The sequence below is a fragment of the Arthrobacter sp. BK1 genome, from assembly GCF_056680055.1.
Window position 1 is genome coordinate 3,404,366 of the sequence record NZ_CM155263.1, and the last position, 20,447, is coordinate 3,424,812.

Annotated in this window: 22 protein-coding genes and 1 tRNA gene; 14 read left to right on the top strand and 9 right to left on the bottom strand. The window is 65.8% G+C overall.

Going from position 1 to position 20,447, the window contains the following annotated elements; genetic code table 11:
- The first annotated feature begins 10 nt into the window (after nucleotides 1-10).
- The gene (gene htpX, locus AC1MCA_RS15535; protein ID WP_479798950.1) at nucleotides 11-880 is read left to right on the top strand and encodes a zinc metalloprotease HtpX; all 870 of its coding nucleotides are present in this window, start codon (nucleotides 11-13) and stop codon (nucleotides 878-880) included.
- Nucleotides 881-904: 24 nt separating this feature from the next.
- On the opposite strand, the gene AC1MCA_RS15540 is transcribed toward htpX, so the two are convergent.
- Complete coding sequence (locus AC1MCA_RS15540) at nucleotides 905-1,396, bottom strand: YajQ family cyclic di-GMP-binding protein (protein WP_108597512.1); 492 nt, start codon at nucleotides 1,394-1,396, stop codon at nucleotides 905-907.
- Nucleotides 1,397-1,600: 204 nt separating this feature from the next.
- Between AC1MCA_RS15540 and AC1MCA_RS15545 the strand changes: the two genes are divergently transcribed.
- The 3 genes from AC1MCA_RS15545 (at nucleotide 1,601) to AC1MCA_RS15555 (ending at nucleotide 2,834) form a co-directional block, all read left to right on the top strand.
- Nucleotides 1,601-1,855 carry a hypothetical protein gene (locus tag AC1MCA_RS15545; RefSeq protein WP_479798954.1) on the top strand — a complete coding sequence of 85 codons (255 nt, stop codon included), beginning with the start codon at nucleotides 1,601-1,603 and terminating at the stop codon, nucleotides 1,853-1,855.
- A gap of 180 nt (nucleotides 1,856-2,035) precedes the next feature.
- Nucleotides 2,036-2,117, top strand: a tRNA-Tyr gene (locus AC1MCA_RS15550).
- Between the two features lie 291 nt (nucleotides 2,118-2,408).
- Nucleotides 2,409-2,834, top strand: a complete 426-nt coding sequence (locus AC1MCA_RS15555; protein ID WP_108597510.1) for a CBS domain-containing protein — start codon at nucleotides 2,409-2,411, stop codon at nucleotides 2,832-2,834.
- Between the two features lie 87 nt (nucleotides 2,835-2,921).
- Here the strand turns inward: AC1MCA_RS15555 and AC1MCA_RS15560 are convergent, their stop codons facing one another.
- Both AC1MCA_RS15560 and AC1MCA_RS15565 read right to left on the bottom strand, forming a co-directional pair.
- Nucleotides 2,922-3,902 carry a LysM peptidoglycan-binding domain-containing protein gene (locus AC1MCA_RS15560; protein WP_479798957.1) on the bottom strand — a complete coding sequence of 327 codons (981 nt, stop codon included), beginning with the start codon at nucleotides 3,900-3,902 and terminating at the stop codon, nucleotides 2,922-2,924.
- Between the two features lie 367 nt (nucleotides 3,903-4,269).
- On the bottom strand, nucleotides 4,270-5,022 hold the full coding sequence (locus tag AC1MCA_RS15565) for a potassium channel family protein (RefSeq protein ID WP_479798959.1): 753 nt from the start codon (nucleotides 5,020-5,022) through the stop codon (nucleotides 4,270-4,272).
- A 69-nt stretch (nucleotides 5,023-5,091) separates the two neighbouring features.
- Here AC1MCA_RS15565 and AC1MCA_RS15570 point away from each other — a divergent pair, with 69 nt between their 5' ends.
- Both AC1MCA_RS15570 and trxA read left to right on the top strand, forming a co-directional pair.
- On the top strand, nucleotides 5,092-5,646 hold the full coding sequence (locus tag AC1MCA_RS15570; RefSeq protein WP_479798963.1) for an acyl-CoA thioesterase: 555 nt from the start codon (nucleotides 5,092-5,094) through the stop codon (nucleotides 5,644-5,646).
- A 127-nt stretch (nucleotides 5,647-5,773) separates the two neighbouring features.
- Nucleotides 5,774-6,199 carry a thioredoxin gene (gene trxA, locus AC1MCA_RS15575; protein WP_479798965.1) on the top strand — a complete coding sequence of 142 codons (426 nt, stop codon included), beginning with the start codon at nucleotides 5,774-5,776 and terminating at the stop codon, nucleotides 6,197-6,199.
- Between the two features lie 91 nt (nucleotides 6,200-6,290).
- On the opposite strand, the gene AC1MCA_RS15580 is transcribed toward trxA, so the two are convergent.
- Nucleotides 6,291-6,569 carry a putative quinol monooxygenase gene (locus AC1MCA_RS15580; RefSeq protein ID WP_108597513.1) on the bottom strand — a complete coding sequence of 93 codons (279 nt, stop codon included), beginning with the start codon at nucleotides 6,567-6,569 and terminating at the stop codon, nucleotides 6,291-6,293.
- Nucleotides 6,570-6,611: 42 nt separating this feature from the next.
- Between AC1MCA_RS15580 and AC1MCA_RS15585 the strand changes: the two genes are divergently transcribed.
- Entirely contained in the window at nucleotides 6,612-8,288 is a 1,677-nt protein-coding gene (locus AC1MCA_RS15585) for an AMP-binding protein (protein ID WP_479798968.1), read from the top strand.
- Between the two features lie 138 nt (nucleotides 8,289-8,426).
- Entirely contained in the window at nucleotides 8,427-9,341 is a 915-nt protein-coding gene (locus AC1MCA_RS15590) for a hypothetical protein (protein ID WP_479798971.1), read from the top strand.
- 71 nt (nucleotides 9,342-9,412) lie between these two features.
- On the opposite strand, the gene AC1MCA_RS15595 is transcribed toward AC1MCA_RS15590, so the two are convergent.
- Both AC1MCA_RS15595 and AC1MCA_RS15600 read right to left on the bottom strand, forming a co-directional pair.
- A complete protein-coding gene (locus tag AC1MCA_RS15595) occupies nucleotides 9,413-10,909 on the bottom strand; it encodes a multicopper oxidase family protein (protein ID WP_479798973.1) in 1,497 nt (498 codons plus the stop codon).
- The gene (locus AC1MCA_RS15600; RefSeq protein ID WP_479798974.1) at nucleotides 10,893-11,360 is read right to left on the bottom strand and encodes a hypothetical protein; all 468 of its coding nucleotides are present in this window, start codon (nucleotides 11,358-11,360) and stop codon (nucleotides 10,893-10,895) included. The genes AC1MCA_RS15595 and AC1MCA_RS15600 overlap by 17 nt, the downstream gene beginning before the upstream one ends.
- Before the next feature lie 214 nt (nucleotides 11,361-11,574).
- Between AC1MCA_RS15600 and AC1MCA_RS15605 the strand changes: the two genes are divergently transcribed.
- From AC1MCA_RS15605 to AC1MCA_RS15615, 3 genes are read left to right on the top strand one after another with little or no spacing between them, the layout of a single operon-like run.
- Complete coding sequence (locus AC1MCA_RS15605; RefSeq protein ID WP_479798976.1) at nucleotides 11,575-12,456, top strand: hypothetical protein; 882 nt, start codon at nucleotides 11,575-11,577, stop codon at nucleotides 12,454-12,456.
- Nucleotides 12,435-13,586, top strand: coding sequence for a sensor histidine kinase (locus AC1MCA_RS15610; RefSeq protein WP_479798978.1), 1,152 nt, complete (start codon nucleotides 12,435-12,437; stop codon nucleotides 13,584-13,586). Before AC1MCA_RS15605 ends, AC1MCA_RS15610 begins: the two co-directional genes overlap by 22 nt.
- The gene (locus AC1MCA_RS15615; protein WP_258229106.1) at nucleotides 13,579-14,283 is read left to right on the top strand and encodes a response regulator transcription factor; all 705 of its coding nucleotides are present in this window, start codon (nucleotides 13,579-13,581) and stop codon (nucleotides 14,281-14,283) included. Before AC1MCA_RS15610 ends, AC1MCA_RS15615 begins: the two co-directional genes overlap by 8 nt.
- A 148-nt stretch (nucleotides 14,284-14,431) precedes the next feature.
- Here AC1MCA_RS15615 and AC1MCA_RS15620 read toward each other — a convergent pair whose 3' ends face one another.
- From AC1MCA_RS15620 to AC1MCA_RS15630, 3 genes are all read right to left on the bottom strand, one after another.
- Nucleotides 14,432-15,238, bottom strand: coding sequence for an ABC transporter permease (locus tag AC1MCA_RS15620; RefSeq protein ID WP_479798980.1), 807 nt, complete (start codon nucleotides 15,236-15,238; stop codon nucleotides 14,432-14,434).
- Entirely contained in the window at nucleotides 15,238-16,206 is a 969-nt protein-coding gene (locus AC1MCA_RS15625) for an ATP-binding cassette domain-containing protein (RefSeq protein ID WP_108600652.1), read from the bottom strand. Before AC1MCA_RS15625 ends, AC1MCA_RS15620 begins: the two co-directional genes overlap by 1 nt.
- Before the next feature lie 95 nt (nucleotides 16,207-16,301).
- The gene (locus AC1MCA_RS15630; protein WP_479798982.1) at nucleotides 16,302-17,288 is read right to left on the bottom strand and encodes a DNA-3-methyladenine glycosylase family protein; all 987 of its coding nucleotides are present in this window, start codon (nucleotides 17,286-17,288) and stop codon (nucleotides 16,302-16,304) included.
- A gap of 153 nt (nucleotides 17,289-17,441) precedes the next feature.
- On the opposite strand from AC1MCA_RS15630, the gene AC1MCA_RS15635 reads away from it, so the two are divergent.
- Genes AC1MCA_RS15635 through AC1MCA_RS15645 form a run of 3 tightly spaced genes read left to right on the top strand, consistent with a single transcriptional unit; the run spans nucleotide 17,442 to nucleotide 20,445 of the window.
- A complete protein-coding gene (locus tag AC1MCA_RS15635; RefSeq protein ID WP_479803423.1) occupies nucleotides 17,442-17,831 on the top strand; it encodes a VOC family protein in 390 nt (129 codons plus the stop codon).
- Nucleotides 17,832-17,867: 36 nt separating this feature from the next.
- Nucleotides 17,868-19,253, top strand: coding sequence for a cystathionine beta-synthase (locus AC1MCA_RS15640; protein ID WP_479798984.1), 1,386 nt, complete (start codon nucleotides 17,868-17,870; stop codon nucleotides 19,251-19,253).
- A 31-nt stretch (nucleotides 19,254-19,284) separates the two neighbouring features.
- Nucleotides 19,285-20,445 carry a cystathionine gamma-synthase gene (locus AC1MCA_RS15645; protein WP_479798985.1) on the top strand — a complete coding sequence of 387 codons (1,161 nt, stop codon included), beginning with the start codon at nucleotides 19,285-19,287 and terminating at the stop codon, nucleotides 20,443-20,445.
- Nucleotides 20,446-20,447 lie beyond the last annotated feature (2 nt).

A 20,447-nucleotide genomic window follows, 5' to 3' on the forward strand; every position in this document is an offset into this window, starting at 1 on the left:
AGGAGCGGACGTGCACAAGCATTACAACGGCCTCAAAACTGCGGCGCTCTTTGGCGCCCTCTGGGCAGTACTCCTTGGACTGGGCGGCCTGATCGGGCTGAACACCCGCAGCTCGGCGCCGATCTGGATCATGGCCCTCATCGGCGTGGCCACCACGGCCTACGGCTACTGGAACAGCGACAAGATCGCCATCCGCTCCATGCAGGCCTACCCCGTCACGGAGGCCCAGGCGCCCCAGCTCTACCAGATCGTCCGCGAGCTTTCCGTCCGGGCCAACCAGCCCATGCCGCGCATCTACCTCTCACCCACCATGAACCCGAATGCGTTCGCCACCGGCCGCAACCCCCGGAATGCCGCGGTCTGCTGCACCGAGGGGATCCTGCAGATGCTGGATGCCCGCGAACTCCGCGGGGTCCTGGGGCACGAGCTCATGCATGTGTACAACCGGGACATCCTTACCTCATCCGTGGCTGCCGCGGTGGCCGGCGTGATCACGTCCGTGGGCCAGATGCTGCTCTTTTTCGGAGGGGGAGACCGGCGCAACTCCAACCCCCTGGCCATGCTGGCCATGGCCCTGTTGGCGCCGTTTGCCGCCTCCCTGATCCAGCTCGCCATCACCCGCACCAGGGAGTACGACGCCGACGAGGACGGTTCGCAGCTGACCGGAGATCCGTTGGCACTCGCCTCCGCCCTGCGCAAGATTGAGCAGGGCGTGCGGATCGCGCCGCTCCCGCAGGAGCAGAAGCTGGTCAACACCTCACACCTGATGATCGCCAACCCGTTCCGCGGCGGAGGAATGACCAGGCTCTTCGCCACGCACCCGCCCATGCAGGACCGGATCGCCCGGCTCGAACGGATGGCCGGCCGCCCGCTGAACTAGCGCGCCGCCGTCGTACTTCCTGCGCTAGCTGCGGAAGTTGACGAACTGCAGGTCGGCCTCGTCGAAGTCCTTCAGCAGTGCCATCACGGACTGCAGGTCATCGCGGGACTTGGATGAGACACGGAGTTCGTCGCCCTGGATCTGGGACTTGACGCCCTTGGGGCCTTCGTCGCGGATGAGCTTGTTGATCTTCTTGGCCAGATCCTGCTCGATGCCTTCCTTGATGGAGGCCTCCAGACGGAATTCCTTGCCGGACGCGTACGGCTCGCCGGTGTCCAGCGACTTCAGCGAGATGCCGCGGCGGATCAGCTTGGACTGGAGTACGTCCAGGACTGCCAGCACGCGTTCTTCGGAGTTGGCCTTCATCAGGATCTTCTCGCCGCTGAAATCGACCTCGGCCCCAACACCCTTGAAGTCGTAACGCTGCACCAGTTCCTTCTGCGCCTGGTTCAGGGCGTTGGCTACTTCCTGCTTGTCCACTTTGCTTACGACGTCGAACGTTGACTCGCCTGCCATGACTCTCCTTACGTTGATGGGTACCCTGACATGCCTCTGCAGGGCGGGGATCTCTGTATTCCAGCCTAATACGGATCCGCTGCAGCGCCGTGGTGGATTCGGTGCTGTTGCGGATTCACAGTTCCCTCATAGCGGACGCCCGGCGGGAACGAAGCCGGGCCCGGGAGAGTTGAAGGAGTTGAAAGCAGGTCGAAAGGGAATGCAATGCATCGCACCGCCGTCCGTTATGTCACCCGAACCACCTCTGCCGCGGCCGGAGCCGTTGCCACCGCAGCCACATCCGTTGCCGCAGCCGCGGTCGCCGCCTCCATCATTTTCAGCCCGGTTCCGGATTCCTCCGCCCGCATGGACGGCGTGAGCGAGGACCTGCTGCGGGCAGTCCAGCTCAACCAGATCACCGAGGAGCAGGCCGTGAAGTTCGAGGCCAGGCTGGCCGGACGGATTCTCGGCGACGCCTGATTCCCCTCTGTTCCGCGGAATTTCAGGGCTTTTCGGGCCCATCCCCGCCGCCTGTGGCCCCGATTCGATTCTTCGGCAGAAGTTCTGTAAAGTTGTCTTGCCCGCGGTTACTGGAAGCGGAACGGCCCGGAAACGGACGTTCTGAACACTGCAGCCGGGGGTGATCTTCTTTTGAAGTTCGGCAGATTACCCGAGCGGCCAAAGGGGGCTGACTGTAAATCAGCTGGCAACGCCTACGGGGGTTCGAATCCCTCATCTGCCACCCAATGAAAAGGCTCCGGAACCACCAGGTTCCGGAGCTTTTTTGTGCCCCGGCACTACGCGTCCTGCCGGCACCGGTACTCCCGCCTGACCAGCCCCTGGCACTCCCCGCCTGACGGTCTCTTCCCCGCGGCGGTACTGGGGGAATAGTCCTAAGAGCGGGGAAAAGCCGCTGGGGCCGGGTGCCCGGAATCCGTCGTCGACATCGGAGCGGGGCCCGGCGTAGGCTGGCAGCATCGGCGCATGTGCCCCGGTACCCCGCGTCGATACCTCAATCGATGAAGGAGGACCAATGAGTGCTGTACGTGAATTCATGACTACCGATGCAAGGTGTATCAAGGAAAACCAGTCTCTCGTAGATGCCGCCAAGATGATGCAGGATCTGGACTGCGGATCGCTGCCGATCTGCGGTGATGACGGCAAGTTGAAGGGCATGATCACTGACCGTGACATCGTGCTCAAGTGCGTTGCTGCCGGCCGCGACCCGCGCGAAGTGCTGGCCCGCGACCTCGCCTCGGGCAAGCCGCATTGGGTTGACGCGGACGCGAGCGTTGACGCCGCCATTGAGATTATGGAGAAGTACCAGATCCGCCGGCTGCCGGTTATCGCCGACCACCGGCTCGTGGGGATCATCAGCCAGGGTGACATCGCCCGCAACTACTCGGAAGAGAAAGTGGGCGAGCTGGTCGAGCACATTTCCGAACGCCATCCTATGTAGCCGCGCACTTCGGCATCACGCAGTTCGTACCAAAACCAGCGCCACGGAGTCCGCTCCGTGGCGCTGGTCTGTGCTGGCAGTCTTGCTTCAGTTCAGCGCGATCAGCAGCATCTGGCTGGTGCCGGGGATGCAGGTCTGCAGGATGGCCCGGGGGAAACCGCCAAAAACCCGAATGACATCGTTGGTGGTTCCCGGGTTCGGTACCTGGCCACGCGCCGTCGCGGTGTATGTCCCGTAGCCGGGAATGCTGACCGTTTCGCCCACGCCGATTCCGGAGAAGCGGGCCCAGCCACCACAGAAATCGTGCTCGGTGATGAAGAGCGAGTAGCCGTCGTTGGGTGTGTAGTGGATCGGCCCGATGCAGGCGTCCACCATGGATTGTCCGCCGGCACCTGCCACATAAATGGTCCGGACCGCGGGTGCGGCCTGGATCATCGGCGCCGGGGCGGGAGCCGGCGCGGGTGCAGCAGCAACCGGAGCCGCCACCGCAGCGGCCGGAGCAGGCGCGGGAGCCGCGACGGCGGGCCCGGTCAGCTTCAGGGTCTGCCCGGGGACAATGATGCTGTACATGCCCAAACCGTTGGCGGCGAGCATGGCGTTCATGTCCACGCCATACCTGGCCGCGATCCCGCCCACGGTGTCGCCCGGGGCCACGGTGTAGAGGTTCGTGTCGGCGGGCGGAGCCGGCGCAGGTTCAGGGGCAGGCTGCGGGGCCGGGGCCGGAGGAGCAACAACTGTTGCCTCCGCAGGACCAGCAGGCTGGGCAGAGTCAGCCTGCAGCGTGCCAACGTACGGGTCGTCCAAAGGCACCGCAACCAAAGGCCTGGCGACGGCCACAACTGGCGCAACCGCCGTCGTGATTGCCTCCGCGGGCGGCGGTACCTGGACGGTGGGTGGCGGTCCGGACAGGACCCCCACCCCCACGGCCGAGACCACGGCCGCAATGGCCATCCCGGCCCACAGCCGGTGACTGACGTGATTGCGGCCCGGCGTGAGGTCTGCCCGGGGGATGTCGGTTTCGAAGTTTCGGTGGGGTGGTTCGGTCGAATTAACGGTCAACTGATTCATGGGTGGCCCATCGCAGGTCGGCCCCGCCAACAGCACCGCGGTCTATCATCCGCTCAAATGCCACATTGCAGGACGGATCGGGAGTGATGCGCAAACGCGGTCCCGGCCGTGACCGGACCGCGCACGGATGCGCACGATGGGAGTCGCCCGCATACCCAGAAGATACGGAAACTCCGCTATGAAGCGGCATCATCCACCCCAGCTCGGAGGATGCGCCGGCAACTTATTCAGCCCTAGGAACTCCGAGTCTAGGAAACGGGAAAGGGCGCGGCACGAGTAGGAGTTACCCGACTTTCTCCGCGGATACTTGGCGCGGCCGCCGTTTCGTACCTCAACTTTTCAAGGAGGACTACCTACGCACCGCAGGTCAGAGGCTGCGGCGTTCCTTCAACTCTGCAGTCCCGCGCAGTTCGGCGATCTCGCGCCGCAGTTCGGCGATCTCCTGGGCAAGTTCACCCAGTTCAGCCCGGACAGGTTCCTCTGCCGTTTCGGTGGCCTCTTCAACGGACTCTTCCACGCGCTGGACGAGCCAGGAGGCGATCGAGGCGGTGACCACACCCAGGACGGCGATGCCGCTCATCATGAGCGCCCCGGCCACCATCCGGCCGATCGGTGTAACGGGGTACATGTCGCCATAGCCCACGGTGGTGATGGTGGTAATGGCCCACCAGACGGCGTCGCCGAAAGTCAGGATCTTGGCATCCGGGGCGGACTGCTCAACGTCCAGCACCGCCAACGCCCCCACAAAGACCAGCAGCGCGGCTGATCCGGCCACATATGTGACAACGCGGCCCCTGAGGGTTTCGCCGATGGTGCGGTGCAGGACGGACAGCAGAGTGACCAGGCGGAGCAGCCTGAGCGGCCGGAAAAACGGCAGTGCCACAATCAGCAACTCATGCAGGTTGAAGAGAAACCAGCGGCGGCGGTCCGCTGCCAGCCAGAGGTTGGCGGCGTAGTCCAGAGCGAAGATGCCCCAGGTCAGCCACATCACGGTTTCAAGCCACTCTGCGCCGGTGCCCTCAACCCGGCCGATCACCTGCCAGGCGTAGGCCGCCAGGAATACCAGGGCTGTGCCCATCAGCGGCCACTCAGCCAGGTCCCGGTAGCGTTGTTGCGTCATGGCCAGAATCCTACGCGGCCGGCGCGCCACAGGGTTGGCGACCAAGTTACCGGCGGGTAACATGAGGGAATGCACCTCCTCCTCCGAACGCTCCTGATGCTTGTCACCTCAGCCCGCCGTTCACCGCTGACCATCTGGGACACCTCTTCCCTGCCGCTGAAGGTCCTGCCCACGGACATTGATATCGCCTTACACGTCAACAACGGCATGTACTTTTCCCTGATGGACCTGGGCCGGTTCGACCTCATGGTGCGCAGCGGCGTCTGGAAAACAATGCGCCGGCGCGGCTGGAGCCCGGTGGCGGCGGGGGAGACCATCGCCTTCCGCAAGTCGCTGCAGCTGTGGCAGAAGTACACGATAGAAACCAGGATCATCGGCCTGGACGCCAAGGCCATCTACTTCGAGCAGCGCATGGTGGCCGACGGCGAGATCTACGCCCGTGCCTACATCGCCACCCGCCTGGTCAGCAAGGGCAAACCTGTCAGCCAGGAGGAGATCCTGCGTGAGTTCGGCCAGCCCCCGGCGGGCCTTGAGCTCCCTGAATGGATCCACGAGTGGCGCGAAACGAACTCCCTCCCCGGCAGCCGGACGCCGGCCCCGCACGTGTGGGAAACCGTGGGTTGATGGCCGGCGGCCAGGCTCGCGGAAGCCGCCCGTACACGGACTTCCATCCTTATTCCCGATGACGCGGGGAGCGAACAGCGGACCCCTGGCCGCGACATCCGCGGCACGCTCGCGTACCGTTGAAGCCATGGCTACCGTAGACATCACAGGTGAACAGTTCGCATCGACCATCGAGGGCAATGACATCGTCCTGGTGGATTTCTGGGCTGAGTGGTGCGGTCCGTGCAAGCAGTTTGGGCCCACCTACAAGGCAGTTTCGGAGAAGCACTCCGACGTCCTGTTCACGAAGGTGGACACCGAGGCCGAGCAGCAGCTCGCCGCCGAAGCCGGAATTACGTCCATCCCCACGCTGATGGCTTTCCGCGAAAAAGTCCTGGTGTTCTCCCAGCCCGGCGCCCTGAACGCCCAGCAGCTCGAACAGGTGGTTGACGCGGTCAAGGCCCTGGACATGGACGAGGTCCACGCCCACGTGGCGCGCTCGCAGGCGGAAGCCACTGCAGCTGCCGGCACGTCCGCCGGTCCGCAGGACGGCACGCAGATCCCGGACGCCTGACCCGCCCTTAACTCCAACGCGGGGTCACTTTCCGCCCAATAACTTCGGTTCTTCGGGCGAAAAGTGACCCCGCGTTTTTGTTCGCGGACGGCTAGATGCGCTCCACCTTGACCGGTTCGGCCAGCAGGGCGCTCAGCGACTCGTTCAGGTCCTGCACGGCTGTGCCCTTGGAGTGCTTTTCCAGATCCTCTTCCGACGCCCACTGCTCGGTCAGAACCAGCTTCTCCTCCGTGGCCTCGGTCAGCTCGTACCGGATGCAGCCCGGCTCATTCACCACCTCGTCGATGGCGATTTCCAGGGCGAGCTTCACGCGGAAGAACTCACCCTCGTTGGGGATGAACGTGGCTTTTAGGTCAATGGGTGTGGTCATGGATTTCACAATACCGGGCAGCCCAGGGTGTAGCGTGCCTTCATGCGCGCTTACACAGCCGGGGACACTGACGTCCCGTTGCTCGAAGAGACCATCGGTGCGAACTTCGAGCGGGCGGTGGCCAGATTCCCCTTCCATGACGCGCTGATCGAGGCGGCGGCAGTTCCGGGCGCTGACGCACGCCGCTGGAGCTACACCAAAATGAACGACGACGTCGATCGCCTCGCGCGTGCGCTCCTCGCCTTGGGCGTTGCCAAGGGTGACCGGGTGGGCATCTGGAGCCCGAACTGTGCGGAATGGACCATCCTGCAGTACGCCACCGCCAAGGCCGGCGCCATTCTGGTGAACGTGAACCCGGCCTACCGGAGCCACGAGCTGGAGTTTGTGGTGCGGCAGAACGGCATGCGGATGCTGGTGGCTGCGCCGTCGGACCGCAATGCCGATTACGTGGGGATGGCACGTCAGGCGCTGGCAACCTGCCCGGACCTCCGCGAACTGGTGTTCCTGCCGGACTCCGGAACGGAGGGGCTCGACGCCGGCGTCCCCCAAAGTGACGAAGAACTGACGTACGCCGAGCTGCTCAAGAGGGCTGACGACGTCGGGCATTCCGGCCTCAAGGCGCGGATGGCTGAACTGGATCCGCACGACCCCATCAACCTGCAGTACACCTCCGGGACCACCGGCTTTCCCAAAGGTGCCACGCTGACGCACCACAACATCCTGAACAACGGGTACTCGATCGGCGAACTGCTCGGCTACACGGAGCATGACCGCGTGGTCATCCCGGTGCCGTTCTACCACTGCTTTGGGATGGTGATCGGGAACCTTGCGGCGCTCAGCCACGGCGCCGCCACCATCATTCCCGGCCGCGGCTTCAACCCGGCCGCAGCGCTGGAAGCGGTCCAGGACTTCGGCGGAACCTCCCTCTACGGCGTCCCCACCATGTTCATTGCCGAGCTGGCACTGCCTGACTTCGCCTCCTACGACCTTTCAACACTCCGGACCGGCGTCATGGCGGGCTCGCTGTGCCCCATCGAGGTGATGAACCGGGTCATTTCCGGGATGAACATGAAGGATGTGGCCATCTGCTACGGCATGACAGAGACCTCGCCCGTGTCCACGATGACCCGCAAGGGCGACACGCTCCAGCAGCGCACGGAGACAGTGGGCCGCACCATGCCGCAGCTGGAAAGCCGGATTGTGGATCCGGGCACGGGCGAGGTACTGGAGCGCGGCCGGATCGGCGAGCTGTGCACCCGCGGCTACGCGGTGATGCAGGGCTACTGGGACCAGGCCGAGACGACTGCGGAGGCCATTGATGCTGACGGCTGGATGCACACCGGGGATCTCGCCCGGATGGACGCGGACGGCTATGTGGTGATCGAGGGCCGGATCAAGGACATGGTGATCCGCGGCGGCGAGAACATCTATCCGCGCGAGGTCGAGGAGTTCCTGTTCAGCCACCCCTCGATCCAGGATGTGCAGGTGATCGGCGTGCCGGATGCCAGGTACGGAGAGGAACTGATGGCCTGCATCATCCTCAGGCCTGGGGCGGAACCGCTGGACGCCGCCGCCGTCGCCGAGTTCTGCCGCGGCCAGCTGGCCCACTACAAAATCCCGCGGTACGTGGACATCCGCGAAAGTTTCCCCATGACGGTTTCGGGGAAGATCCGCAAGGTGGAGATGCGCGAGGAAGCGGTGGCCCGGCTCGGCCTCTGACCACCAAAGCAACGCGGGGTCACTCCCGGCCCGATAATCGAGGTTTATCGGGCGCGGAGTGACCCCGCGTTGCCTGGTCTGGGGTTGACCTGTGGATAACTTCTGAAGAGAATCCTGCCAGGGTGCAGACTGGGTGCCATGGTCACCGCGAAGCCACTTCCCGAGGAGCTCTCCAAGCTGCCATTCACGGTCTACCAGGCACGCGCCCTGGATGTTGCACCCAACCGCCTGCGGGCCAAAGACCTTATGGGGGCAGGACGGCTGATCCGGACGCACGTGGGACAGGACCTTTCCTTGGTGGACCGGGCTCGGGTGCTCTGCGCTGCCACTCCGGACGCCTGGGTGTCCCACGAGACGGCGGCTGTTTTCTTCGACCTGGGCCTTTCTCCCTGGCTGAGCCAGGAGCCGGGCTTCCACCTCAGCAAGCCGCATGGATTGCCCAGGGTGCGGCGGGCCGGCGTCGTCGGTCACCGGGTGCACGTGATTCCTGGCGAAGTCGTGGAGATAGACGGCGTCAGGGTGAGCGGGCCCGCCCGGACGTGGCTGGACCTGGCCCATGAGCTGCCCCTGCGGTATGTCGTGGCCATGGGAGATCAGCTGATCCGCGTTCCCCGGCCGGAGCTGGAGTTCCGCACCGCACCGTTCGCCTATAAAGAAGGCCTGCGCCTGTTGATCCGGCAGCATCCCAACATGAAAGGCGTTGAGAAGGCGCGGCTGGCGCTGGATGAGATGCGGGTGGGGTCGGATTCGTTCCCGGAAACGTTCCTTCGGCTGGCGCTCGCGGACGCGCACCTGCCTGAGCCCGAATTGCAGCTGCGCCTGGATCCCGACGATCTGTGGTCGCCTGCAGCCGATCTTGGCTTCCGAAAGCACCGGATTGCAGTACAGTACGACGGCGAGCATCACCGATCGAGGGAACAGCAGTCGCGCGATAACCGCCGCGATGAATTCTTCATCAACGCAGGATGGTCCTATTTCAAACCGAACGCAGACGATCTCGCCGAAGATTTTCAGGGCCTCATCGCCAGAATCAAACGGGCCCGCCGCGCCTAACACCAACGCGGGGTCACTCCTGGCCCGATAATCGAGGTTTATTGGGCGAGGAGTGACCCCGCGTTGCAGGGTCATTCGGGATGGTTGCCGGCGGCTCCGTTGATGGTGAACGGGGTGGAGATGCCCTCGTACATCAGGTGGGCCACGAGGCCGTCCACGGCGTGGGGGAGGGTGTGGCAGTGGTCGCTCCAGATGCCGGGGTTGTCTGCCACGAAGGCTATCTCGTAGGACTCGCCGAGGTGGACGTCGAGCGAATCGACCCACCAGGGGCTTCCCGACGCCGGCGTGCCGTCACGTGAGAGGACCACGACGTGGTGGCCGTGCAGGTGCATCGGATGCACCTCGCCCGAGTCGTTGACGATGCGCATCCTGACCACGTCGCCTTCGCGGACGTGGAACATCGGGACGTCAGGGAAGAGCCGTCCGTTGATGGTCCAGAAATTGCCGGGACGCCCGTCGATCAGGCCGTAGCGCCGCCCGATCACGTAATCGAACGTCTGGTCCGGAGAGCCCGCGTCGAAGCCGAGCAGTGCAGGCGCGCCGTAGGCCAGCAGATCGAGCGTCTCCGCGGGCTGCCGCGTTGCGGGCGGGACCACCGCCGGATCGCCGATGGAGACACTCCTGGCCCCGCCCACGTGGAGGCGCACCGATCCCTGCGCAGGAGCCTGGGTCATCACGTCCACACGTCCGCCCGCCGGGATCAGCACCGTCCGGCCCTCGACGACGGCGGGAGCGTTCACCTCGTGCCCGTCGGTTGCGACAACATGGAAGGGAGCGGCGGACCAGACTGCGGCCGTGCCCTGATCGGTGTTGATGATGCGCGTGCGCACCGGGGACCCGGGGGCGGCGGGCACCTGCTCGTCCTGCACCCGGCCGTTGAGAGTGTGCTGGCCCCCGTAAACGTGCAGGAGGGCAATAACGTCAGTTCCGCCGTCGTCGGTTAACGGCTCAGCCGGTTCGATCACCACTGCACCCAGCAGCCCGCGTTCGACCTGCTCATGGGACACCTGGTGCGAGTGGTACCAGTACGTCCCGGCGTCCGCTGCGACGAACCGATAAACATGGTGGCCTCCCGCCGGCACCGCGTCCTGGGTGATGCCGGCTACCCCGTCCGCCGCATTCGGCACGTCGATGCCGTGCCAGTGCAGGGTGGCTCCGGCCGCGACCGACTCATTGATGAAGGCCACCTCCACGAGCTCTCCATGCCGCGCCCGGATGGTCGGGCCGGGGGAGGTGCCGTTCACCGTGTACCCGTCAACAGGACGCCCGCCAGGAACATCGATGGTCTGCTGGCGGGCGACCAGTTCGACGCGCACATCAGGATCCCGAAGCGGATCCGCGATCAACGCGGCCACACTGACCGTCCTGACCTGACCGGGCGCGCCGGTGCCGGAATTTCCGGTGACGGAAACGGAGTCATGGACATGGCCGCCGTTTCCGCCGCCCATGTCCATCACCGAGTACTCACCCAGCAGCGTCGAACTCCACGCCAGCGCACCCAGGCCAAAGGCACCTGTCACCGCGATGGCGGCGGCAACGCGCCGGAACACCTCACGTCGCGACGGCATCGGAGGCCTGAACCGACGCCCTCGCAGTCCTGGGCTGCCTGATCCGCTGGGCGGAGTGCACGGCGACGAGCAGCACAGCGAGGGCGTTCGCGCCGTGGATCAGGCCGAGGTAGGGCATATCGGTGATGGAGTATCCAAGCGTGATCTGCAAGGCAACAAGGCCGAGCACGATGGCCGCCCACAAGCGGGCACCGCGTACTTTCGCGAAGAATGCCACCACCAGCAGGGCCAGTGCGGCCACCGGGATCACCATCCCGCCCACGATCCCGTGGATCGGGAATCCGAGATCGCCGACAAAAGTCGCCTCGCGGCTCTCCACGAGTGCTTTGTCGATGACGCCGCCATCCTGGATGTAGCGCCCCACACCGCCGAGGGCGAAGGCGATCGACGCTGCCTGGACGGCGACACCGACGGCGACGATCCAGGCGATGATCGAGTAGGTCCTGCGCATGATGTCCTCCTCATCGTGCGGATGCCGCTCAGTGGCACCCGTCCTGGATCCGACGTTAGGCGCGCGGGCAAATGGGCGGAACGCGGGTGGCCGCAGGGGGCATGGGGGCCAGCCCCGGGGGAGGGTGGGGAGGCACCCCCTCCCGGGAACAGCACCGGAGGCGGATCATGGGAGTGTGCTCCGAAGATGGGGATGGCTCGCCACACTTGCTCCGATGGGGGCGGCGGCGCTGCTCTACGTCGTCATCGTCCGCGGCTTCATTGATTCAACCGCGGATCACGCCCTTGCATGGCCGCTGCTTGGCGTGCTCCCCACCTTTGTCTTCGGCATCTGGCTGCTCACCGTGTCGCTGTCCCGGTCTGCCCTCTTCATAGCCCTCTCGTCCACCGCCATGGCTGTCGGGTCCGCCTATGAGACCTTCATCCAGCAGAACATCGGGCTGATTCATGAGCCGTGGTTTCCGCTGTTCAACACCATCGGGCTGACAGCCGACGAGATCTCCACCGCCGGCTTCCTGATCATGTTCGCGACGTATCCCACCGGTACACCGGAGCGGCGGTGGCAACGGATCGCCGTCGGGTTCCTTTGGGTGCCGGTGCTGATCGGGCCGCTGACCCTCCTGACCACCCCGCACGTGGTGCTGCCGGCCTACGCGGGCATCACCGGGGAGGCCATTCCGAATCCCTTTGCTGTGTCCTGGCTGGAGTGGGCCGCACCAGCGGTGCACTACCTCATCTATCAGCCCTGGCCGAGCGTCGTGCTGGGGCTCGGGGTGCTCTACTCAAGGGCACTGTTCGGCGAAGCCGAGGTCCGTGCACGCATGCGCGTGGTGACCTGGGTGGTCACGGTGTCCCTCATCGCTTTCGTCCCGTGGACGATCGCCCCGCCGCCCTGGAACGACGCGGCCGCGGTGGCCGTCTTCGTATCGCTCATTGCCATTCCCCTCGCGGCCATCCACGGCATCCTCCGGTACGGGGCTTTCGACATCGCCCCGGGTGACCGCGGGCGCCTGACCGCACGCTCATCCGGTCTCCTGATCACCGTGCTTTTGGGATCGGGGCCGCGACGCCGGCAGTGCTGCTGGCCGACAGCCTGACCGTTATCGGTGCGGTCCTGCTCACCGCGGTCCTCGCCATATGCCTGCTTCCTTTGCGCAGCTGGCTGGGGAACTGGATCCAGCGCGCCATCTTCGGCGACAGGGACCGCCAGCTGACGCTGCTCAGCCGGCTAGGCCGCCAGCTGGAGCAGTCCGTGGAGCCCGGTGAGCTGCTCACCCGGCTGGCGGAAGCCGTGCGTTACGGCCTTGATGCCGGCTGGGTACGCATCCGGCTGGCAGGGCCCGACGGCGGATTCGCCGAGTCGCCGACGGGTGCGGCCGGGGACGTGGCAGGGGAGCCCGTGGATTCGTGCGTGCTCGTGCGGGCGGATGAAACCCTGGGCCGGATCGAGGTCGGCCCACGCAGGCGCGGGGACTACAGCGACGCCGAACGGGCCTTGCTGCGCACGGTCGCCGGCCAGGCCGCAGCGTCGGTTGCCAATGTTCGGCTCAGCGCCCAACTCGCCGAGCAACTCAACGATCTGACGGCGTCCCGGGAACGCCTGGTGGCTGCCCAGGACGACGAGCGAAAGCGCCTGGAGCGGGACCTGCACGACGGTATCCAGCAGAACGTGGTGGCGCAGATCGCCGGGCTCCGCCTGGCCCGGAACCGCCTCCAGCGGGGTGAGCTCACGCCGGGCGATCTGACCGGACTCCAGGAACAGGCCCGGGAAACCCTGTCCGATCTGCGGGAGCTGGCGCACGGCATCCACCCGCCCGTGCTCAGTGATAACGGCCTTGTGGCAGCTATCGAGTCCAGCGCGGCGAGGTTCCCGATTCCGCTGAACGTGGAAGCCGCGGACGGTGTCCGCGCTGAACGCTTTCCGGAGGACGTGGAGACCACCGCGTACTACGTGGTGCGGGAGGCGCTTGCCAACACGGCCAAGCACGCCCACGCGACTGCCGTCTCCGTGGGCCTCGAACGGCTGAACGGACACCTGCGGATCACGATCACCGATGACGGCTGCGGAATCGGCCTACCGCCGCCGGCAACCTCCGGAGGCCTGGCGAACATCCGCGACCGCGTGGCAGCCCTGCGCGGCACCGTAAATATCTCGGGCCATGATCCGTCCGGCACCACCTTGCAGGTGGAGCTCCCCATCCAGCGGGAGGAGCATCGAGGTGGTTGAGCCAAGTGTGCTGCGGGTGGTGATCGCCGAGGACAACTACCTCGTCCGCGAGGGGATCCGCCGTTTGCTGGAGGATTCCGGCGAAATCGATGTGGTCGCCTGCACAGGCAACGCCGCAGAACTGCTGGACGCTGTGCGCCGGTTCTCCCCGGACGCTGTGCTCACTGATATCCGGATGCCGCCGGGCCATCACATGGAGGGGATTGAGGCGGCCCGCGTGATCCGGTCCACCCATCCGGCCACCGGTGTGGTGGTGCTGTCACAACACGCGGACCAGAGTTACGCGCTTGCGCTCTTCGCCGATGGCTCGGCGGGACTCGGCTATCTGCTGAAGGACCGGGTCGGTGACCTCGAGGACCTGGTCCACGCCCTTCGTGAGGTGCGCGAGGGCGGTTCGGTCATCGACCCGCAGATCGTGGATACCCTGGTCCGCCGACGCAGTGCGGCCGCGGCGAATCCCCTGGCCGACCTGTCCCCGCGTGAACTCGACGTACTGCGGGAGATGGCCCAGGGAAAGACGAATGCGGGCATCGAGAAGTCGCTGTACCTGTCCTCCTCCACCGTGGAGAAGCACGTCAACGCGATCTTCACCAAGCTTCACCTCCCCGCGACGGGTGTACACCGCAGGGTCGCCGCGGTGCTCGCCTTCCTGCAGAGGAACGGCGAGGACGCGCCGGCGCAGAACCACGGGACCTGAACCACGGGACCTGAACCACGGGACCTGACGCGCCGGACCTGACGCGCGGCCCTACTGCAACGCGGGGTCATTTTTGACCCGATAACGGAGGTTTATCGGGTCAAAAATGACCCCGCGTTGCATTAATCGGAGGTGGGGAGGGATCTGGTTAGCGGAGGTTGCGGTTGATGGCCCGCACGCCCACCACCAGGCCGACGGCGGCAGTCACCGCTGCTGCCAGAAGGCCCAGGAGGGTGTCCGTCCCGACATTGCCGGCGAACAGTTCCCGCTCTGCGTTGACGAGGTAGGTCAGGGGGTTGAAGAGGCTGGCCGTCTTCATCCAGTCCGGACCCGCCTCGATGGGGAGCATAATGCCGGAGAGGATCATCAGCGGGAAAAGCAGCGTCTGCTGGACACCCCAGAAGATCCACTCCTTGTTCTGCGAAACGAGAGCCAGGGCGTAGGACAGCGCACCCAGCCCAATGCCGAAGATGCCCAGGATGACCAGGCCGGCCAGCACATGCAGCGGATGGAAGACGAAGCCGAACGGGATGCAGACCAGGGCGATGATCAGCCCCTGCACCACCAGGGGCGCCCACTCCTTCAGTGCCCGCCCGATCATCAGCGACGAACGGGACAGCGGCGTGGCCAGGATCCGCTCGTAGGAGCCTGTCATCAGCTCGTACTGCAGGTTGGAGCCGGTCATGGACGTGCCGAACAGGGCAATCATCACCACCACGCCGGGCAGGAACCACTGGAGCGTGGACTGGCCGCCGAACGCCGGCGCGCCCACGGCCGCGCCGAGCAACGGGCCGAAGAGTCCCAGGAACACGAGCGGCTGCAGGAGAGAGAAAACCAGTGAGAAGGGGTCCCGGAGGGGCAGCAGCATCTCGCGCCAGAACACGTACTTCGTGTCCCGCAGGACCCGGCCGAGACCCGGTTTCGGCGGGGTATCTGCAAAACGTTGAACGGTCATCAGCGGTCTGCTCCTTCCCGCAGGTTGCGGCCGGTCAGTTCAAGGAAAACGTCGTCCAGCGTGGGTGGCTTCAGCTCCAGCGACTGGGCGGGAGCACCGGCGTCGTGCATCTCCTTCAACAGGGCCGGCGCCAGCCGGGCGCCTTCGGTGAGCCGGAGACGGAAGCGGACCACGCCGTCGTACGTGTTTTCGTTGATCTCACCGCCGGCCGCGGCGCGCCCCAGCAGCCCCCGCACATCTGCGGCGGACTCGGCCGCCACTTCGACCGCCAGCAGGTCGCCGGCGAGGTTGGCCTTAAGCCGGGCTGCGGTGTCATCGGCGATGATTTCGCCGTGGTCGATGACGATCACCCGCTCGGACATCAGATCGGCCTCGTCCATGTAATGCGTGGTCAGGACAATGGTGGTGCCGTGCTCGGCGCGCATCCGCATGATGTGCTCCCACAGGTTGGCGCGGTTCTGCGGGTCCATGCCGGTGGAGGGCTCATCAAGGAACAGCAGCCCGGGGGAATGCATCAGGCCCAAGGCAACGTCCATCCGGCGCCGCTGACCGCCGGAGAGTTTGACGACAGTGCGTTTGGCGAGGTCGGTGAGGTCCAGGGATTTCAGCAGCTCCTGGGCCCGGGCGGCGGCATCGGTGCTGTTCATGCCGTAAAACCGGCCCTGCATCACCAGTTCATCGATGACCCGGAAGCTGTGCCCGCCGCCGTTCCCCTGGCCGATGTACCCGATGCGCGCCCGCACGCCCGCCGGGTCCGCCAACACATCCACGCCCGCCACCGTGGCTGTGCCGGACGTGGGTTTGAGGAGCGTGGTCAGCATCCGGAGGGTGGTGGACTTGCCTGCGCCGTTCGGGCCAAGGAAGGCCACAAGCTCGCCCGGCGCAACGTCGATGTTGACGCCCTTGACGGCTTCGACAGTTTCCTTCTTGACCACGAAGGTCCTGGTCAGTTTGTCAGTGTGGATCATGGCTGACTCCAGAGATTGCGGAATTCCGGGGCTCTGGTCCGGGCTCCATGGCGCCACGCTATACCCATCGGCCGCATGAGTCCACGGAAAATCCGTCAGTGCCGGCGGTGATCCTGGATGGTGATCCTTGGTCCGAAAGTGGGTTTGCGGAAGCCGCTCAGGCCGATCATGCGGACCACGCGCTGGCGGTGTCCCTTCCACGGTTCCAGCAGGGCAAGCATTCCGGCGTCATCGGTGCGCCGGCCGGTCAGGGCGGCGCCCACGTACGCGGCCAGGTGGAAATCGCCCACGGCGATGGAGTCCGGGCAACCGTGAGTCCGCTGCACCACCTCCGCGGCGGTCCACACGCCGATGCCGGGAATGACCTGCATCTTCGCTGCGGCCTCGGCGGACGTCAGTGCCGCCAGCCGTTCAAGCGCGACGGCGGAGCGCAGCGCACGCATGATGGTCGCCGAACGCTGCGGGCCAACACCGGCCTGGTGCCACTCCCAGGAGGGGATGCGGAGCCACTGGGCGGGGGTGGGCTGAACGAGGAGTCCCTCCGGTGCGGCACTTCCGGCAGCCGGAGCGGGGGAGCCGAAGCGGTACATCAGGTACCGGTAGCCGCGGCGGGCTTCGATGACGGTGACCTTCTGCTCGAGGATGGTGGGCACCAGGCAGTCGACTATCCGGCCGGTGGAGGGCAGCCGGACCGCGAGGTTCCGGCGCCGGGCCTCCCGGACCATCCGGGGCAGGGTGGCGTGGAAGGCCGGCTCGTCAAAGGCCGACCAGTCATCCGCGGAGCCCAGCAACCTGGGCACGCCGGCGATGCCGGCCGCAGCCCCGGGACCCCAGGCCTGGGCATCCACGTGGGCCTCCCGCAGGCCGCCGCCCGCCGTGAAGGTCAGGCGCAGCGTGACGGGTCCATCCGCCGTCGTAAAAGCGGTCCAAAACCCGTCCGGGCGGGTGGAAAACGAGGGGTCGCCGGTGCCCCTGAGCAGAACCCCGAGGGTCTGGGAAAGGCTGTAGGGGCCGTCCGGATACCACCGCAGGGAGGCGTCCGCCGCGGCGGCCAGGCCGGCGGGGAGCTCTGCAATGGTCACTGAACCATGATCCCACGCGGGGCTGACACCGGCGCTGTGAATGTGGCCGGAAGGAGGGACCAAAGACCCTAACGGGCGTTCCGTGCCGAACTAGACTCCCCAGTGTGGCGCGGCAGCCACCGCGCCGTCCCTTCTAGCTGTCAGGTGAGCGCAATGGGTGGAGTGGTGCATTTTGAGATCCCCGCGGACGATCAGGAGCGGGCAAGGAATTTCTACAGCGAGGCCTTCGGCTGGAAGATCAACCCCATGCCGGAAATGAACTACAACGCGGTCACCACGACGCCCACTGACGAGGCAACCAGCCTGCCAAAAGAGCCCGGAGCCATCAACGGCGGCCTGATGGGCAGGGAGGGGGACCTGGTGAACCCCATCATCACCGTTGACGTGCCGGACATCGATGCAACGTTGAAGACGGTCGAAGAGCTGGGCGGTTCGGTGGTGATGCCCAAGAACACCATCCCGGACATGGGCTTCTTCGCCTACTTCAGGGACACCGAGGGAAACGTCATGGGACTGTGGGAGAACCTGCCGGCTGCGCCCTGAATCGGCCGCCGGTGAGGAGACGGTAACTTTGTACCTATGAAGTACGCCCAGTCCGTCCTGGACCTCATCGGCAATACCCCGCTCATTAAACTCAACCACGTGACCGACGGCGTCAAAGCCACCGTCCTGGTCAAGCTGGAGTACCTGAACCCCGGCGGTTCCATCAAAGACCGCATCGCGATCAAGATGATCGAGGATGCCGAACGCGACGGCAAACTGCTGCCCGGCGGGACCATCGTGGAGCCAACATCCGGCAACACCGGAGTGGGCCTGGCCCTGGTGGCGCAGCAAAAGGGCTACAAGTGCATCTTCGTGGTCCCGGACAAGGTGGGCGAGGACAAGCGCGCCGTCCTGGCCGCCTACGGTGCCGAAGTAGTGGTGACGCCAACCTCTGTGGCCCCGGACAGCCCGCAAAGCTACTACAGCGTCTCGGACCGCCTGGTGACGGAAACTCCGGGCGCCTACAAGCCTGACCAGTTCTCCAACCCGGCCGCCCCGCGCAGCCACTACGAGACCACGGGCCCGGAAATCTGGCGGGACACCGACGGCCGGATCACGCACTGCGTGATCGGCGCCGGCACCGGCGGCACCATCACCGGGACCGGACGGTACCTCAAGGAAGTCTCTGCGGACCGTCCGGAGTCCGACGGCGGCGTGGTCAGGATCATCGGGGCGGACCCCGCAGGATCGGTCTACTCCGGCGGCACGGGGCGCCCGTACTTCGTTGAAGGCGTCGGCGAGGACATGTGGCCGGCCAACTACGACAAAGCGGTCCCGGACCAGGTCATTGCCGTCAGTGATGCCGACTCCTTTGCCATGACCCGCAGGCTGGCCCGCGAGGAAGGGCTGCTGGTGGGCGGATCATCCGGCATGGCCGTGGTGGCTGCGCTGAGGACGGCCCGCGACCTGCCCGAGAGCGCCGTCGTGGTGGTCATCCTCCCGGATTCCGGCCGCGGCTACCTCGCCAAGATCTTCAACGACCAGTGGATGCGCTCGTACGGTTTCCTGTCCGGCGGTGAGGAAGCGTCCGTCGGTGAGGTCATCAAGTCCAAGACCGGCGAAATGCCGGCCCTGGTCCACATCCACCCGAACGAATCCGTCCGCGATGTCATCAACATCATGAACGAGTTCGGCGTCAGCCACATCCCGGTCCTCTCGCAGGAACCGCCCGTGGTGATGGGCGAGGTCCTCGGCGCCGTTGATGAACGGACCCTCACCTCCAAGCTCTTCCGTGGCGAGGCCAAGCTGACGGATAAAATCTCCGAGCATATGGGACCCAAACTCCCGGTCATCGGCTCGCTGGAGACCATCTCGGCGGCCCGGGAGCTGCTCTCCGACGTGGATACCGTGATGGTGACATTCGTCGGCGCGCCGGTGGGGATCCTGACCCGCCACGACCTCCTCGCGTACCTCAGCAACTAACTGCTTCAGCAACTTACTGCAAAGGAACTCCATGTCTGCAGAAAACCAAGGCTTCAACACCCGCGCCGTCCACGCCGGCCAGGCCTTCGAGCCCCGCACCGGGGCCGTGGTCCCGCCGCTGCACTTCAGCTCCACCTACGCCCAGGACGGCATCGGCAACCTGCGCGGCGGCTACGAGTACGGCCGCGGCGGCAACCCCACCCGTGATGCGCTGCAGGAACAGCTCGCGGCGCTTGAGGGCGGCAGCGCTGCCTTCTCGTTCAGCTCCGGCCTCGCGGCGGAGGACTCGCTGATCCGGGCCCTCACCCGCCCGGGGGACCATATTGTTCTCGGCAACGACGCCTACGGCGGGACCTACCGCCTCATCAGCCGGATACTCGGTGACTGGGGGATCGGGAACACCCCCGTGGACATGGCCGACCTCGACGTGGTCCGCGCTGCCGTGGCTGCGAACAAGACGCGGTTCGTCTGGGTGGAAACCCCGTCCAACCCGCTGATGAAGATCACCGATATCGCCGCGCTCGCCGGGATCGCGCACGACGCCGGGGCCCTCCTGGTAGTGGATAACACCTTTGCGTCGCCCTACCTGCAGACACCGCTCGCCCTGGGTGCCGACGTCGTGGTTCACTCCACCACCAAGTACATCGGCGGCCACTCCGACGTGGTGGGCGGCGCCGTGGTGGTCAACGACGCCGGACTCGCTGAGAAGATCGGCTTTGTCCAGTTCGCCGTGGGCGCGGTCTCCGGACCCATGGATGCGTTCCTCACCACGCGCGGCCTGAAGACCCTCGGCGTGCGCATGGACCGGCACAGCGAGAATGGCCAGGCCGTGGCCGAATGGCTGCTGCAGCGCCCCGAGGTTGAGGCGGTGCTGTACCCGGGCCTGCCGTCCCATCCGGGCCACGAGCTGGCCAAAAAGCAGATGAAGAAGTTCGGCGGCATGGTGTCCGTCCAGTTCAAAGGCGGCGAAGCAGCGGCCCGCACGGTGGCTGAAAACACCTCGGTGTTCACCCTGGCGGAATCGCTGGGCGGCATCGAATCGCTGATGAACTACCCATCGGAAATGACCCACGCTTCGGTGAAGGGCACGGAACTGGCGGTGCCGGTGAACCTGCTCCGGCTCTCGTGCGGCATCGAGGACGTGGAGGACCTGATCGCGGACCTGGAGAAGGCTTTCACTTTCCTGAAGTAAGC

Excerpts from the sequence above, each read along its gene's own strand:
- AC1MCA_RS15625 (WP_108600652.1), bottom strand. The coding sequence starts at position 16,206 with ATGATCCACACTGACAAACTGACCAGGACCTTCGTGGTCAAGAAGGAA.
- AC1MCA_RS15560 (WP_479798957.1), bottom strand. The coding sequence starts at position 3,902 with ATGAATCAGTTGACCGTTAATTCGACCGAACCACCCCACCGAAACTTC.
- AC1MCA_RS15605 (WP_479798976.1), top strand. The coding sequence starts at position 11,575 with ATGGGGGCGGCGGCGCTGCTCTACGTCGTCATCGTCCGCGGCTTCATT.
- trxA (WP_479798965.1), top strand. The coding sequence starts at position 5,774 with ATGGCTACCGTAGACATCACAGGTGAACAGTTCGCATCGACCATCGAG.
- AC1MCA_RS15620 (WP_479798980.1), bottom strand. The coding sequence starts at position 15,238 with ATGACCGTTCAACGTTTTGCAGATACCCCGCCGAAACCGGGTCTCGGC.
- AC1MCA_RS15540 (WP_108597512.1), bottom strand. The coding sequence starts at position 1,396 with ATGGCAGGCGAGTCAACGTTCGACGTCGTAAGCAAAGTGGACAAGCAG.
- AC1MCA_RS15600 (WP_479798974.1), bottom strand. The coding sequence starts at position 11,360 with ATGCGCAGGACCTACTCGATCATCGCCTGGATCGTCGCCGTCGGTGTC.
- AC1MCA_RS15645 (WP_479798985.1), top strand. The coding sequence starts at position 19,285 with ATGTCTGCAGAAAACCAAGGCTTCAACACCCGCGCCGTCCACGCCGGC.
- AC1MCA_RS15585 (WP_479798968.1), top strand. The coding sequence starts at position 6,612 with ATGCGCGCTTACACAGCCGGGGACACTGACGTCCCGTTGCTCGAAGAG.
- AC1MCA_RS15590 (WP_479798971.1), top strand. The coding sequence starts at position 8,427 with ATGGTCACCGCGAAGCCACTTCCCGAGGAGCTCTCCAAGCTGCCATTC.
- AC1MCA_RS15595 (WP_479798973.1), bottom strand. The coding sequence starts at position 10,909 with ATGCCGTCGCGACGTGAGGTGTTCCGGCGCGTTGCCGCCGCCATCGCG.
- AC1MCA_RS15640 (WP_479798984.1), top strand. The coding sequence starts at position 17,868 with ATGAAGTACGCCCAGTCCGTCCTGGACCTCATCGGCAATACCCCGCTC.
- AC1MCA_RS15565 (WP_479798959.1), bottom strand. The coding sequence starts at position 5,022 with ATGACGCAACAACGCTACCGGGACCTGGCTGAGTGGCCGCTGATGGGC.
- AC1MCA_RS15555 (WP_108597510.1), top strand. The coding sequence starts at position 2,409 with ATGAGTGCTGTACGTGAATTCATGACTACCGATGCAAGGTGTATCAAG.
- AC1MCA_RS15545 (WP_479798954.1), top strand. The coding sequence starts at position 1,601 with ATGCATCGCACCGCCGTCCGTTATGTCACCCGAACCACCTCTGCCGCG.
- AC1MCA_RS15635 (WP_479803423.1), top strand. The coding sequence starts at position 17,442 with ATGGGTGGAGTGGTGCATTTTGAGATCCCCGCGGACGATCAGGAGCGG.
- AC1MCA_RS15570 (WP_479798963.1), top strand. The coding sequence starts at position 5,092 with ATGCACCTCCTCCTCCGAACGCTCCTGATGCTTGTCACCTCAGCCCGC.
- AC1MCA_RS15580 (WP_108597513.1), bottom strand. The coding sequence starts at position 6,569 with ATGACCACACCCATTGACCTAAAAGCCACGTTCATCCCCAACGAGGGT.